Source organism: Thermus sp., assembly GCF_039793865.1.
Classification (GTDB): Bacteria; Deinococcota; Deinococci; order Deinococcales; family Thermaceae; genus Thermus.
Genome location: NZ_JBAMMI010000067.1, coordinates 1 through 13,778, shown reverse-complemented (window position 1 = coordinate 13,778; position 13,778 = coordinate 1). Strand labels below are relative to the sequence as shown.

Genomic DNA, 13,778 nt, shown 5'->3' with positions numbered 1-13,778 from the left:
CTCTCCCGGGAGGACCGCCCCAAGCCCTTCCTGCCCCTCTTTGAGGGGAAGACCCTCTTGGAGGCCACCCTGGCCCTCGTTCCCCCCGAGCGCACCCTCCTTGCCGTGCGCCGGGACCAGGAGGCGGTGGCCCGCCCCTATGCGGACGGGGTCCGGCTTCTCCTTGAGCCCCTGGGCCGGGACACTGCGGGGGCGGTGCTCCTGGGGGTGGCCGAGGCCCTGAAGGAGGGGGCGGACCGCCTTCTGGTTCTCCCCGCCGACCACTACGTGGGGGACGACGAGGCCTACCGCGAGGCCCTCGCGGCCATGCTGGAGGCGGCGGAGGAGGGGTATGTGGTGGCCTTAGGCCTCAGGCCCACCCGCCCGGAAACCGAGTACGGCTACATCCGCCTGGGGCCTAAGGAGGGCCTTTGGTACCGGGGCGAGGGGTTCGTGGAGAAGCCCTCCTACGCCAAGGCCCTGGAGTACCTAAGGGGGGGTTACGTGTGGAACGGAGGGGTCTTCGCCTTCGCCCCCGCCACCATGGCCGGGCTCTTCCGCCGCCACCTGCCGAGCCACGCCGAGGCTCTCGCCCGCCTCCTTGGGGGGGAGCCTCTGGAACGGGTCTACGCCGGCCTTCCCAAGATCTCCATTGACTACGGGGTGATGGAGAAGGCGGAGGCCCTGCGGGTGGTCCTCGGGCGCTTCCCCTGGGACGACGTGGGGAACTGGCGGGCCCTGGAGCGGGTCTTCTCCCAGGACCCCCACGAGAACGTGGTCCTGGGGGAGGGGCGGCACGTAGCCCTGGACACCTTCGGCTGCGTGGTCTACGCCGACCGGGGCGTGGTGGCCACCCTGGGGGTCTCCGGGCTGGTGGTGGCCAAGGTGGGGGACGAGGTCCTGGTGGTCCCCAAGGACCGGGCCCGGGAGGTGCGGGAGCTTTTGCGGCTTCTGGAAAATAGGCGATAAAAACACACATTCCGCACTCCCTTCACTCCAGCAGGTAATATCGCCCGGGCCTGTTCGTCCACCAGGGGGACCAGCCCTATACGGTCCACGATGCTGGCCGCTAGGCCCAGGTGGCCCAAGTCGTACACCTGTAGGTCGGGTGTGGTTTCCATCCCAAAATCCTAAGGCCAAGAAAGAGGGGTGCGGAATGTCGGCGTAAGTCCAGTAACCCTGAATAACGGTCCATCCCCACGTGCGTGGGGACTACGGGTGGTGCGCAAAGAGGTCAAGCGGCGTACTCGGTCCATCCCCACGTGCGTGGGGACTACTGTGGGGCGTGGAATACTGGCCCATGCGCTACCGGTCCATCCCCACGTGCGTGGGGACTACACGTCCTGACGGGAATACACCCTCAGGGTTTCCGGTCCATCCCCACGTGCGTGGGGACTACAGGGTGCCGGGGACGCAGCAGTCGTCCGGCGGCGGTCCATCCCCACGTGCGTGGGGACTACAGCCGCTCCACCTCGCCCTGGAGCCAGGTGGTCGGTCCATCCCCACGTGCGTGGGGACTACGACCCGCCCTCGAACCTCGAGAGCGGACCCGCCGGTCCATCCCCACGTGCGTGGGGACTACGATGGGAGGGGTCAGGAGCCACGGCAACCCCATCTTCCGGTCCATCCCCACGTGCGTGGGGACTACTGGGGGGGGCGTTTAGGCCAGGGCAGGCTCGCCGGTCCATCTCCACGTGCGTGGGGACTACTAGGAAATACGCTTCTAAACCCAAGCAGAAAAAGGTCCATCCCCACGTGCGTGGGGACTACGGGGTTTTCGTGGCCGACATCGTTGCTGCTGGTGAGGTCCATCCCCACGTGCGTGGGGACTACCCGAACAGAGGCCACACCGGCCTCAGCCATAGCAGGTCCATCCCCACGTGCGTGGGGACTACGGTAGCCCGAGGCATATCCCGCCGACCCCTGACCGGTCCATCCCCACGTGCGTGGGGACTACTCGAGGCCCTCCGCCGCCACGGGGAGGGCGCCCGGTCCATCCCCACGTGCGTGGGGACTACTAGGGCTCGCTTCCTGGACGCCCTTGGTTGGCGCGGTCCATCCCCACGTGCGTGGGGACTACCGGCGTTGGCTGGTTCTCTTTCTGGTCGCCGCCGGTCCATCCCCACGTGCGTGGGGACTACGTTTCTTCTGACATAGTTCCTAAAATGCTTACCGGTCCATCCCCACGTGCGTGGGGACTACACATTCACCTCCTGGTGGACCTGGGTGGTTATCGGTCCATCCCCACGTGCGTGGGGACTACACTTGACCAGGACGGCAAAAATGACCCCTAACCCCCCTTTATGTGTCTTTTTAGGAGGAGTTATGGGTTTTTGCTTTCAAGATCCCCTTCGGAACCCTTGGCGAGGCGCTTCTGGTACCTCTCCACTTGCCGAGTCAACTTCTCTGCCTTCCGCATCGCCTCGGCGTTCCGAACGCTCACCAGCACTATACCATCAAAGTCCCGCAGGAAGCGATCCGGGTAGCCGTGGAGCCGAAGGGCAAAGCCTTGCTCGTTGTTCGTCCGGTAGGCCAGGGCCACCCTTCCACCCTCGGCCTTCTCCACGGCCCGCTCCCAGAGGAGTTCCCGCACCGTGGCGCTGACCCGGCCCACGAAGACCCCGGTGTCCACCTCCACCAGGAAGCGGGTGAGGTCCCCCCTAAGGCTCCTCGGAACCTTCTCCAGGATCATCACCACCATAGGCCACTCCGCTCTCCACCTCCCCCTCGAGGTCCCAAAGGCCCCCAGGGCGGGTGGGGTCCTCTTCCACCGGGTCCTCCTCCTCGGGGAGGCCCAGGCCCCGGAAGAGGTTAAGAAGGTCTTCCGCTATCCGCTCCAAAAGCCTCCCCTCCTGGATGGCCTCCCGCAGGGCCCGGCGCACCCTCCGCTCCACCCCCTCCTCGGACTCCGCCACGGTGCGGAAAGCGGCGGGCACCAAGTAGTCCGCCTTGTAGAGGTCGGCGATGTCGTAGACGAAGGAGAGAAGCTTCCCCGTGTGGATGAAGCCCAGGGCGGGGCTAAAGCCTAAGGAGACGATGGCGGCGTGGGCCAAGCCGTAGAGGTAGCTCGCCCCAGCGGAGAGGGCCCGGTTCACCGGGTCCGCCGCCCGCCAGTCGCCCCGGTCGTAGCTCCGACCGTACCAGGGCACGCCCGTCTCCCGGCTCCAGCGGGCGTAAGTCTCCCGCACCCGCACCCCCTCGAGGCCCCGCACCTGCTCCAGGGTCAGGCCCTCGGGCAGGGGCTCGGGGAAGCGCATGCGGTAAAGCCGCATCACCACCTGGAGGTGCAGGGCCGGGTCGGCCCAGGCCCGGGCCTGGCGGTAGAGGCGGGCGGCGCTCCGGGTGTCGCCCAGGCCCTGGGCGTAGAAGCGGGCCATGCCCTCCCCCACCCAGGCCACGGTGCACCCGTTTTCCGCGAGGAGGCGGATGGCGGCGTGGGTGATGCGGGTGCCGGGGCCCAGGAAGAGGACCCCAAGCCCCGCCACCGGGGCCAGGGTGAGGCCTTCTTGGTCGTAGATGCCGATGCCCCCCGCCTCCCGCTCCACCACGGCGTGCTCCACGTAGAGGTAGGAGAGGCCGTCCCGGAACTTGGGAAGCTCCTTGAGGTTCCTGGCGCTGGGGACGGGGGGCATGGGCCCTCCTAGGGAGCGAGGGAAAGGAGGCCGAGGCCCAAGGCCTTGCCGGGGCCTATGCCCCGCTCCAGGGTGGCCCGCGCCTTCTTTGGGTCCACCACCTCGAGGCGCCCCTCAAAGAGCACCGCCTGCACCTGCACAAGCCTCCCTTCGCCCTCCTCTCGGTGTTCGCCTGACGGCGAAGCAACCCCTTTCCTGCGGCGGACCTCCAGAAAGGTGTCCTGGAGGATGCGGACCAGGGGCCCCTCCTCTCCCTCAAGAAGCCGGAAACCCCCTTCCATAAGCCGCCTTTTCAGCCAGGCGATTTTCTCCAGCGGGGTCTTCAGGGCCACCCGCTTCCCCGTGGCCGCGAGGCGCTTGGCGGGGTTCGCCCGGAGGCGGAAGCGGAGGCGCTGTCCGGGGCGGAGGGCGGGCTCAAAGGGCTTCGGGGGGAAGACCTCGGCGTACCCCTCCTCCAGCACGCCCCAGTCGGGCTCGGTGAGGGTCTGCACCAGGACCACGGGGGGCTCCAGGCCCCGGGCGGGCTCGAGGCGCCAGAGAAGCCGCTCCCGCCCTTCCTCAAGGGCCCCGGACACCGCCTTGGAGAGGGTGCGGTGCATCTCGTAGGGGTTCGCCAGGTCCCGGCGGGCGGCCCGGGAGGCGGGGTTGAGCACGAGCTTGCTAACCCACATGGGCCACCTCCCACCTAGGGGGGCCTTCCGGCACCGCTTCTTTGGGAAGCACCTCCTCCCGCACGTAGCGGGCGGCGAAGCGCCGCTCGCTGAAGGGCCCCGCGGGCTGGTCGTAGACCAGGCGGCCCTCCTCGGCCTCCAGCGCCAGGAGGAGGTCCCCCTGAGGCCTTCCCCTCCCCAGGTAGGGGTAGGCCTTGAGGGCCTCCGCCAGGGGGGCCTCGAGGAGGCCGTCGGGCAGGTAGGGCGGGGGGCTTGGCACGTAGCCCTTGCGGCCCAGGTAGAGGGGGAAGCGGGGGTTCTTCAGGGCGTCGTGAAGCTCGCCAAGGAGCCCCTCGTCCCCCTCGAGGCCCACCAGGAAGGCGGCGTCGGAGAGGAAGTAGCGCCAGCTCTGCACGTCCCGCTTGGCCTTGAGGTCGGCGGCGAGGACGCCCTGGGCGGTCTGGTAGTCCACCTTGAGCACCCCCTTCCGGTCCACCCGCACCCCCATGCGGAGGGCGGCCAGGTCGGAGACGTCCTCCCTCCGGTCCCGGCCCAAGGCGGCGGCCAGGAGGCCCGCTACCCCGCTTTTCGTGGGGTAGGTCCAGGTATCTCGGTAGTCAAAACGGCTCCGCGTGCCCCAGGACTGCAGGGGGCCTTGGAGCCTGAGGAGGAGGGTGGGCACGCTACACCCCCAAAAGCGCCCTCACGGCCTCCCTCGCCTTCTCCTTGAGGGCCTTCAGGTCCTCCAGCCTCGGAACCCCGTCCCCTTCCGCTTCCGTGAGGTCCAGGGCGCCCTTCCACTCAGGCTCAAGGGGCCCGTAGACCCGGTCAAACTTGGCCCACTCCTTAAGGAGGGCCTGGGCGGAGAGGCGGGAAAGGGGCTGGTCCTCCTTGGGCCGCAGGGGGGCCTCAAAGGCCGTGGCCAGGTTCCGGGGCATCCCCTCCCCGGCCCGGAAGGCCACGAAGAGGGGCGGGTTGTGGGCGGCGAAGCTGTTCTGCTTGCCCGAGGGCAGGGTGAGGGCGAAGGCCTCGAGGAAAGCCAGGGCCCCCTTGAGGGCGAGCTCCTTGTCCCCTTGGAGGTTTTCCACGAGCTTGTCCAGGTCCACCACGGCGTAGCGGTAGAGGGTGGCGGAGTAGAACTCCACGTCCCCCATCATCCCGGCCCCCGTTTCCTCCTTGGGGTTGAGGTCGTCCACGGCGGTGTAGAAGTCAAACTCCCGGTCCACCTTGTGGGTGCTTAGGGCGTGGGCCACCTGGGCCGCGGCGTCCACCCCGAGCTCGGGCCGGTCGGCGAGCATCCGGCCGAAGAGGGCCAGGTCCACGGCCTTGCCGCCGTCCAGGACCCGCTCCAGGGCCTTTTTGAGGTCGGAGGGGACCTCCGCCTTCTTCTTCCCCTTGACCTCCCCCGAGAGGGCCTCGAGGTTTTCCCGGATGCCCTGGGCCAGGGCGTCCAGCTCGCGGTTCCCCAGGAAGAGCAGGTACTCCGTCCGCCCCTCTTTCACCCCGAAGCCCAAGGCGTTCAGGGCGTTCTCTATGGCCCGGCGGGCAAGCTCCTCCTCCACGCCCTCAAGCCTCCGGAGAAGCTCCTCCACGAGCCGCTTCGTCCGCACCGCCCGCTCCTCCTCGGAAAGGAGGGGCCAATCCCTAAAGGCCACCCGCACCGCCCGCTTCTGGGCCTGGCTGGAGATCCTGGCCCGCCTAAAGCCCCCGAAGAGGGCGTCCTTGGGGCTTCCCGTGTCGTCCCGGTTCAGGTTGCTCGGGGCCACCGTCTGCAGGATGTGCACTTCCAGAAGCTTCACGCCTCCACCTCCTTCCTTTCCTCTTCCGAAGCCTCGGCGCCGTAGAACTCCCTCGCCCAGCGGGCCTGGACGGGCCGCTCCGGGGAAAACCAGCGTAATAGGTCGTCCAGAAGCCGGGCGAAGTCCAGCCCCCCTTCCACCAGGGCCACCGCCTGGCGCAGGCGGAAGGCGATCTGGTCGCGGTCCGCCTCCAAAAGGGCGAGGAAGCGCTTCTCCACACTCCCTGAGTCCTGGGCCTTCTCCCGGAGGGCCCGGGCCAGGGTCCGCTCCTTCCGGTGCTCCCCGTCCTTCAGGGCGTAGAGGGCCGCCGCCAGGTAGTGGGCCTCCCGCTTCCAGCCCTCTCCCTCCACGAAGGGCTCCACGTAGGGCATGGCCTTGGGGTAGGTCCCCGGGGGGAAGGCCAGGCTGCGCCTAAGGGCCGCCCGCGCCGGGGTCCAAGTCTTCTGGGCCTTCAAGCGCTCCAGCCACGCCAAAAACCGCTCCCCTTGGCTCACGTCCCCACCTCCTTACCGAGCGCCCCAAGTAGGCGCCCAAACTCCTGTTCCCCCTGGGCCAGGGCCTTCAGGTGCCGCGCCCCCGTGCCCAGGAAAAGGCGGGTGGCCACCCAGGCCTCCCGGGCCGCGCGCTTGAGCTCCTCCCGCCACCCCTTTAGGGAAGCCTCCTCCGCCACCCGGGCGAGAAAGCCGGGGAAGGCCCCGTCCAGGGCGTGCCAGTAGAGGCGCTCCAAGGGGAGGGAGCGGGCGAAGTTGGAATCCCGCTCCCCCACCACCGCCCGGGCCACCTTAAAGGCGAGGCCCCGCAGGCCCTGCCCCAGCTCCTCGGCCTCCTTCAAGGCCTTCTCCAGGTTCGCCTCGCCTTCTGGGCAAAGAAGTCCTGGGGGCAAGGGGTAGACCTCCCGGCGCAGGTCCAAGACCTTGGCCTGGTCGGTCACCTGGCCCAGCACCCTCAAGGCCACCCGGGCCTCTTTGGCCTCCTCAGGGTGCTTCCCTGAGGGTAAAGCGTCCTCCAGCTCCCCCTGGAGGTTGTCCGCGTGCTCGAGGGTGGCCGCCACCTTGCCGCCTTGCCTCGGGAGCATGGCTGAGAAGTCCCGCCAGAAGCTCCGCTCTTCGGAAAGCCGGAGGACGAGAAAGTTGCCCTTGCCGTCCAAGCGCTGGGCCACCATGGGGTCGCGGTGAAGCGCCTCCAAGGGCTCCACCCCGGGGCCATACCCCATGAAGCGCACCCCGTCCCCCTCGTCCAGGAGGCGCACCCCCCGGGCGGGCCAGGTGTAGACCCGGGTCCTGCCGGAGAGGGGCCACCGGGCCTTGCCGCCCTCGAGGTCGGCGAGCCTCAAAGGCGGCACCTCCCAGATGGGGGCGTCCTCCTCCGGCGCGTAGGGCACGAGGTTGAGGAGGAGGGTTTCCAGGAGGTTCCCCCCGGTGGGCAGGAAAAGGGCGGGGCGGGCCACGGGAGCGTCCTTGGCCGAGCCCACCCCAAAGCGGCGGAGGAGCCCCCCTAGGGCGAAGGCCTGGTGCACGAGGAGGGCCCGGGCGGCCTGGGCGTAGGTGGCCTTGGGGAGGTTCTCCTCGGTGGTGTGGTCAAAGAGGGTGGGGTTGTTGCCGCTCGCGAGCTCGGGGAGGAGCTTGCTCCAGGGAAGAGGGTTCTCCTCCGGAAGGTCCGCCACCTGAAAGAAGGGAGCCTCGGGGTGGAAGAGGAAGAAGCGGTCCCGGAAGCGGTCCAGGTAGTCCCGGATGGGCCCCTCGGGAAAGCGCCCGGCCCGCCACCAGTCCAGTACGTCCTCCAGGCGGCGGGGGCCCATGAGGGCCCGGTGGAGCGCCGCCAGGAGAAGGCGGTAAAGGGCGGCTTCCTCCAGGGGGGAAGGGGTCTCTATGCGGGTGAGCTCGTGGGCCCGCAAGAGGGCCTCCCCCATTCCCACTTCCACCACCCGCCCCTCCTTTAGGACGGGAATCCAGGGCTCCTCCACCAGGTTGAACTTGGGCTCCAAGATTTCACCTCCTTCCCCAGGCTAATCCCGGTTCCCGACATCCGCTGACGGATTCAAACGGGCCGGTAGACCACCCCGAGCTCCGGGTCCAGCTCTACCCGGAAGGCCCCCGCGCCGGACCCGAAGACCCGCCCCACCTCCAAGGGGCGGAGGCCCCGCAGGAGGCCGCTTTTCCGCCAGGCGGGGGGAGCCTCCTCTTTCAAGAGGTCCTGGGGCAGGGGGAAGCGGGAAAGGCGCACCGCCCGCCGGAAGAGGGCCTCGGCCTCCTCCCGAAAGACCTCCCCCTCCAGGGGCGCCCTCCGCCACCCCTCCCGGTCCAGGAAAAGCCCATTCCCCACCGGGAAGAGAGGAACTACGGCCACGCTGGGGTCCCCCAGGCGGGTGAGGAGGCGCTGGGTCTCCGCCTTCTCTTCGTCGTCCTCGAGGCGCTCCTGGGCCACCAAGGCGCCCTCGTCCCAGTAGGCGAGGAGGCGGTCCAGGCTGCTTAAGGAGAACTTTTCCGCGTGTACCTTCTCCCTGTCCCGCCGCTCCCGAAGGCGCTCCAGGCTCTTCCTCGCCCGCTCCCGCAGACCCTCGGGGAAGCTCCCGGGGTCCTCCGCCTCGTAGACCTCTTCCAAGAGGGCCTCGAGGTCCCCGGGCACACGAAGGCGGTCACGTCCCGAAAGCGCCCTCCAGGTGGCGAGGAGAACGAAGTCCTCGTAAACCGAGTCCCAGTAGAGGGGCTTTCCGAAGTCCAGACCCTCGGGCACGCCGAGGAGGAGCTTGGGCCCCGCGTGCTTTTCGGGCCTCGGCCGCTCGTGGCGGTGGAGCCTCCCGGAGCGCTGGAAGAGGAGGTCCACGGGGGCGAGGTCCGTGTAGAGGAGGTCAAAGTCCAGGTCCAGGCTCTGCTCCGCCACCTGGGTGGCCACCAGGATGGCCCTCTCAGGCCTCGGCCCCCCCTTGCCGAAGAGGGCAAGGGCCACGCTCTCCCTTAAGGCCCGCTCCTCGGCGGGGAAGCGGGCGTGGAGGAGGAAGACCAAGGTGCCGTCCGATAGGACCTTCCCCACCACCTCGTCTTTCCGCTCGGGAAGCGCCCGGCGCACCTCTTCCCAGGCCTGCCCGCCAGGGATGCCCCCAAGGCGGCTCGCCAGCGCCTCGAGGGTAAGGGGGGTTCCCTCCCCCAGGGCCAGGTAGAGGGCCTGGGCCCGGTCCACGGTGTTCGCGATGGCCCCGAGGGCCCCGGGAAGGGCTTCCTTCAGGGCCTCTGCCACCTCCTCCACCCCCACGGGGACCCGCTCCAGGGCCAGTTCCACCTCCCGAGCGGGGGGTAGGGAGGCGTGGCGCACGGCCTCTCCCTCCACCACCGCCACCCGGGGGTAGGCTCCCAGGTCCTGGGGCAAGGCCTTCCCGGCCCAGGCCTCGAGGAGGGCCCTCCGGCGGGAAGGGGGCAGGGTGGCGGTCATGACGATGGCGCTGGAGCCCAGAGCCTTGAGCCACCTGAGGAGGGAGAGGAGGAGCCCCGAGGTGTAGACGTCGTAGGCGTGCACCTCGTCCAGCACCACCACCCGGTTCATGAGCCCCCAGAGGCGGATGAAGTGGTGCTTGACCCGGAGCACCCCGAGGAGGGCCTGGTCCAGGGTGCCCACCCCGTAGGGGGCCAGCATGGCCCGCTTGCGGGCGGAAAACCAGGCCGAGGCCACGGCACCCCCTTCTTCCCCCTCGTCCCACACCTGGGCGGGGCGGGCCCGCTCCAGGAGCCCGGCGTAGTGGGGGTTGAGGAGGGCGGTGCCGTGCTGGAGCTGGACCTCGGGCCTCTCCAGCACGCGCTCCAGGAAGGCCTGGACCCTGGGGAAGAGGCCGTTGGCCGTGGCCTGGGTGGGCAGGCCCAAGTAGAGGCCCCGATGGTGGAGGGCCCCCTGAAGGAGGTGGTGGGCGTAGAGGGCGGCCTCCGTCTTGCCCATGCCCATGGGGGCCTCCACCAGGAGGAAAACGGGCGCTTTCGGTTCCTTTAAGACCTGGGGGAGGGCGCCCTGCAGGGGGTTTGGGGCGAAGGAAAAGAGCTCCACGAAGTCCTGCTTTGGGGGAAGGCGGAAAGGCTTCCAGCCCAGGCTGTCCAGGGCCTTGGCCGCGAGGTCCTGGGCCCCGCCGAAGTAGTCCGGGGCTAGCGGGTCCCGGCCGTAAGGGAAAAAACCGGGGTCCGAGGCCACCCAATCGGCGAAGGAGGCCAGGGCCATAACCCGGAGCACGGCCTCGGGCCTGGCCTCCCCGCTCTCCAGCTTTGGGAGCCGGACCCCGAGCTTTTGGAATAGCTCCTCCAGAAGCCACCCTCGGACCTCCCACCAGAGGGGGTCTTCCTGCTTGAGCTGGCGGCGGGCGGCTTTTTTCTCCTCGGGGCTGGCCAAGAAGCCGTGGTGGGCCCCGAGGGCGGCGGCGAGGTCGTTGGCCGCCCGCTCGGGGAGGCCCTTCTCCTTGAGGAGCCGCTTCAGGAGGAGCTCCGTGAAGACCCCGTGGGCTACCCACTCCAGGCCCTCCTCCAGGGGGAGGCCCGCCGCCTGCACCCGCCTCGCCCCCTCCTCCCAGGCCGCCTGGAAGACGGGGCTCGCCTTGCCCAGGTCGTGGAGGCCCACTAGGAGGGCCACCCAGGCCACGGCCTCCTCCGGGGAGAGGCCCCAGTCCTGGGCGTATAGGGCCCGGGTCCGCTCGGGCTCGCGGAAGAGCACCGCCTGGGCCACCGCCGCCGCGTCCAGCATGTGGGCGAGGAGGGGGTGGAAGGGGTCGCTTTTGGCCCAAAGGGCCAGGGCTGCTTCTTTCACGTTCATACGCTCACCTTAGAAGGCGTTCCCGACACCTCCTGTCGGGTTCCGTAGAGCTCCAAGAGCCGCCTCGCCTCCTCCAGCCAGCGGTGCCGGAGCTCCGGGGGGCTTAGCACCTCCACCCGGGGGCCGAAGCTTTGGACCCAGGCCAGTACCTCGTAGGGCACCCCGTCCTTGAAGGGGGCGGCCTCGAGGCGGGCGAGGAGGCTGCCGTCTTCCAGCTCCCCTTCCACCTGAAGCCCGGGGTAGTCCCCCTCCAGGACCCGCCAGGCGGCTTCCGGGGCGAAGCGGAGGCGCACCTCCACCCCCTTCTCCCGCACCCCCACCACCCCCCAGGCCTGGCGCAGGTAGGCCCTGGGGTCAAAGTCGTGGGGGATCTCGTAGGTCTCCTCCAGGAGGCGGGCGTTGCGCATCCTTGAGAGCTTAAAGGTGTGGACCGCCTTGTGGAAGGAGCGCTCGTAGCCGATGGCGTAGAGGCCGAGGTTGGCGCGGTTCGCTTCCAGGAAGTAGACCAGAAGCTCCTTGGGCCGCCAGTTTCTGGAGCCGCCCGAGCGGTACTCAAAGGCCAGCACCCTTCTCTCCAGAAGGGCTCGGGCCGCGAGCTCCAGGGTGCGGCTATCCCCGTGGCGGGCCTCCAGGCCTTCCGCGCTCTTCAGAAGGAGTTCCCGAAGCGGTTGGGGCAGGGCGCGGGCGAGCTTCTCCAGGGCGGTGCGGTACTGGTGGGTCGGGGCCTGGTGGTAGATGAGCCTCCCCGCGGCGAAGAGGGCCAGGGCCTCCACGGGGTGGAGGGGAGGGGGAAGGTCCCGGATGCCGTAGACCCCCCGGCGGAGGCGTTCCACGGGGTGACCGAGGGCTTTCAGGGCCTCGAGGTCCCGCTCCACGGTGCGCTCGCTCACGCCGAAGCGGCGGGCGAGCTCCGCCACCCGCATGGGCCGGAGCTTGAGCGCCTCGGCCAGCTGAAGCAGACGGGTGCTCCTCGCCTCCTGTCCCATGCCAAAAGTTTAACGGGGTTTCCAGAGTTGCCGCGCGAGCTTTGACCGTGCTAGGCTAGGAGTAGCCCCCTTTTCCGAATCTCCCTGCTGGGGGTGTGGACCTTGACAAGTTTACCTGCTCCTAGTCCCAAAAAGACACATAACGGGGGGTGAGCGGGCGTTTTCGCCGTCCTGGTCAAGTGTAGTCCCCACGCACGTGGGGATGGACCGACCACCACCTTCTTCCCCTGCCAGGGAAGGAGTAGTCCCCACGCACGTGGGGATGGACCGGCGCTTGCAGAATAGATGCGGGGGGCTTGCATGTAGTCCCCACGCACGTGGGGATGGACCGGGATAAACCGCAACAGCGTGGTCATCCTAGACGTAGTCCCCACGCACGTGGGGATGGACCAGCAACCAAATCGCGGACTATCGCGTCCACCGAGTAGTCCCCACGCACGTGGGGATGGACCGGCGGAGAGGGCCTGCGCGAGGCGGCGAACGCTAGTAGTCCCCACGCACGTGGGGATGGACCGCCTCTCTCTGGGATGCGCTTCGTGGCGGTTTTGTAGTCCCCACGCACGTGGGGATGGACCGCGTTTCCCTCGATCCGGGGGCTCCTCTCCCGGAGGGTAGTCCCCACGCACGTGGGGATGGACCGATGGCCAGAGAGCCAATCAGATAAATCAGGACGTAGTCCCCACGCACGTGGGGATGGACCGAAAAAAGGCCTGAACCTCAGCGCGCGAGAGCGTAGTCCCCACGCACGTGGGGATGGACCGTCCTGAGAAAGCCCCATGAGCGCGATTCGCTGGTAGTCCCCACGCACGTGGGGATGGACCGGCCAGCCTCGGAGGAAAGGCCCACCGACAAATCGTAGTCCCCACGCACGTGGGGATGGACCGGACGGCCGTCCAGGAGGCCCCGGCGAGCGGCCGTAGTCCCCACGCACGTGGGGATGGACCGGACCAGCCAACGCCGCCGCCGCCGCATATCAGCGTAGTCCCCACGCACGTGGGGATGGACCGAGGCGGGCATAACCCACGCCCCCGGAAGGACAGTAGTCCCCACGCACGTGGGGATGGACCGGTCAACGCTCATTTCGGTGGCTCCGGCCAGGGGGTAGTCCCCACGCACGTGGGGATGGACCTACAAAAGAGCCGCAGAAGACTCACCCGCGACCGTAGTCCCCACGCACGTGGGGATGGACCGCCCCCCACGAGCAGCAGCAAAGCCTTTATCGCGTAGTCCCCACGCACGTGGGGATGGACCGGCTTCCAAGGTTACCCCCGTAGCCTCCGCACGGTAGTCCCCACGCACGTGGGGATGGACCGCGTGCCTGGTCCGCCCCACCCGCCACTATCCCGTAGTCCCCACGCACGTGGGGATGGACCGGCCTGCTCAGCCCGAGAAACAGCTTCCTCAGCGTAGTCCCCACGCACGTGGGGATGGACCGTCGCGAATCTGCTGCGGGGTAGCGGCGCATGAGTAGTCCCCACGCACGTGGGGATGGACCTTGCTCACGCACCTAGGGCGAAAGGGTGAGATGCCGCACGTAGTCCCCACGCACGTGGGGATGGACCCACCACGGGGGACCAAAGCCGGGCAGGGGTGTTCGTAGTCCCATCTTGCGGATGCCACAGCCCGTTCTGCGCGCTCTAGGTCACGGGCGAAGCCCGTATCTTGGAGCTTTAGCCCCAACCCCTGGCCTTCTTCTTTGAGCTCTCCCTAAAGCTCTGCCGAGACCTCGGCGGCCTGGAAGGGGGCTACCTCATCCTGGACGACGTCCTCATCGGGCGCTACCGCTCGGGCAAGCTGGGCCTGAAGAAGATGCGGGACACGGCTACGGGGGGCTGGACCTTCGGGCTTTCCCTGGTGGTCCTGGCCTGGACGGACGGGGAAGCGGCGGATTCCCCGGAAGTTTTACGGGACGGACCGGGAGGGATGGTGGGGGGTGGGGATGAGGGAGAT

10 protein-coding genes, 1 pseudogene and 2 CRISPR repeat arrays are annotated in these 13,778 nt (G+C 68.8%); of the genes and pseudogenes, 2 read left to right on the top strand and 9 right to left on the bottom strand.

All coding sequences use genetic code 11. The features are described 5' to 3' along the window. Window positions 1–948: sugar phosphate nucleotidyltransferase (locus ABJK26_RS06315; protein ID WP_347241435.1), on the top strand; the 948-nt coding region annotated here is incomplete at its 5' end. Window positions 949–1,166: 218 nt separating this feature from the next. Then, a CRISPR array of direct repeats spans window positions 1,167–2,242; the repeat unit is 28 nt; unit sequence GGTCCATCCCCACGTGCGTGGGGACTAC. A gap of 60 nt (window positions 2,243–2,302) precedes the next feature. Here the strand turns inward: ABJK26_RS06315 and cas2e are convergent. Genes cas2e through ABJK26_RS06270 form a run of 9 tightly spaced genes read right to left on the bottom strand, consistent with a single transcriptional unit; the run spans window position 2,303 to window position 11,828 of the window. Next, the gene (cas2e, locus tag ABJK26_RS06310) at window positions 2,303–2,680 is read right to left on the bottom strand and encodes a type I-E CRISPR-associated endoribonuclease Cas2e (protein ID WP_347241434.1); all 378 of its coding nucleotides are present in this window, start codon (window positions 2,678–2,680) and stop codon (window positions 2,303–2,305) included. Continuing rightward, window positions 2,640–3,611 (bottom strand): type I-E CRISPR-associated endonuclease Cas1e, encoded by a 972-nt coding sequence (gene cas1e / locus ABJK26_RS06305; RefSeq protein WP_347241433.1) that lies wholly within the window; start codon window positions 3,609–3,611, stop codon window positions 2,640–2,642. Before cas1e ends, cas2e begins: the two co-directional genes overlap by 41 nt. 8 nt (window positions 3,612–3,619) lie before the next feature. Next, complete coding sequence (cas6e, locus tag ABJK26_RS06300; protein WP_347241432.1) at window positions 3,620–4,282, bottom strand: type I-E CRISPR-associated protein Cas6/Cse3/CasE; 663 nt, start codon at window positions 4,280–4,282, stop codon at window positions 3,620–3,622. Beyond that, window positions 4,272–4,943, bottom strand: coding sequence for a type I-E CRISPR-associated protein Cas5/CasD (cas5e, locus tag ABJK26_RS06295; RefSeq protein WP_347241431.1), 672 nt, complete (start codon window positions 4,941–4,943; stop codon window positions 4,272–4,274). Before cas5e ends, cas6e begins: the two co-directional genes overlap by 11 nt. A 1-nt stretch (window position 4,944) precedes the next feature. After that, window positions 4,945–6,060, bottom strand: coding sequence for a type I-E CRISPR-associated protein Cas7/Cse4/CasC (gene cas7e / locus ABJK26_RS06290; protein WP_347241430.1), 1,116 nt, complete (start codon window positions 6,058–6,060; stop codon window positions 4,945–4,947). Continuing rightward, complete coding sequence (gene casB / locus ABJK26_RS06285; RefSeq protein WP_347241428.1) at window positions 6,057–6,554, bottom strand: type I-E CRISPR-associated protein Cse2/CasB; 498 nt, start codon at window positions 6,552–6,554, stop codon at window positions 6,057–6,059. Before casB ends, cas7e begins: the two co-directional genes overlap by 4 nt. Beyond that, a complete protein-coding gene (gene casA / locus ABJK26_RS06280) occupies window positions 6,551–8,044 on the bottom strand; it encodes a type I-E CRISPR-associated protein Cse1/CasA (RefSeq protein WP_347241427.1) in 1,494 nt (497 codons plus the stop codon). The genes casB and casA overlap by 4 nt, the downstream gene beginning before the upstream one ends. Window positions 8,045–8,097: 53 nt before the next feature. After that, window positions 8,098–10,842 carry a CRISPR-associated helicase Cas3' gene (gene cas3 / locus ABJK26_RS06275; RefSeq protein ID WP_347241426.1) on the bottom strand — a complete coding sequence of 915 codons (2,745 nt, stop codon included), beginning with the start codon at window positions 10,840–10,842 and terminating at the stop codon, window positions 8,098–8,100. Then, the gene (locus tag ABJK26_RS06270) at window positions 10,839–11,828 is read right to left on the bottom strand and encodes a WYL domain-containing protein (protein ID WP_347241425.1); all 990 of its coding nucleotides are present in this window, start codon (window positions 11,826–11,828) and stop codon (window positions 10,839–10,841) included. Before ABJK26_RS06270 ends, cas3 begins: the two co-directional genes overlap by 4 nt. A 181-nt stretch (window positions 11,829–12,009) precedes the next feature. Beyond that, window positions 12,010–13,391: a CRISPR direct-repeat array (repeat unit 28 nt; unit sequence GTAGTCCCCACGCACGTGGGGATGGACC). A 114-nt stretch (window positions 13,392–13,505) separates the two neighbouring features. On the opposite strand from ABJK26_RS06270, the pseudogene ABJK26_RS06265 reads away from it, so the two are divergent. After that, window positions 13,506–13,778: pseudogene (locus ABJK26_RS06265) on the top strand (IS701 family transposase); the annotation flags it as partial.

Bases quoted from the DNA above. Each gene is read 5' to 3' on its own strand.
- cas2e (WP_347241434.1), bottom strand. From the start codon at position 2,680: ATGGTGGTGATGATCCTGGAGAAGGTTCCGAGGAGCCTTAGGGGGGAC.
- cas1e (WP_347241433.1), bottom strand. From the start codon at position 3,611: ATGCCCCCCGTCCCCAGCGCCAGGAACCTCAAGGAGCTTCCCAAGTTC.
- cas6e (WP_347241432.1), bottom strand. From the start codon at position 4,282: ATGTGGGTTAGCAAGCTCGTGCTCAACCCCGCCTCCCGGGCCGCCCGC.
- cas3 (WP_347241426.1), bottom strand. From the start codon at position 10,842: ATGAACGTGAAAGAAGCAGCCCTGGCCCTTTGGGCCAAAAGCGACCCC.
- ABJK26_RS06270 (WP_347241425.1), bottom strand. From the start codon at position 11,828: ATGGGACAGGAGGCGAGGAGCACCCGTCTGCTTCAGCTGGCCGAGGCG.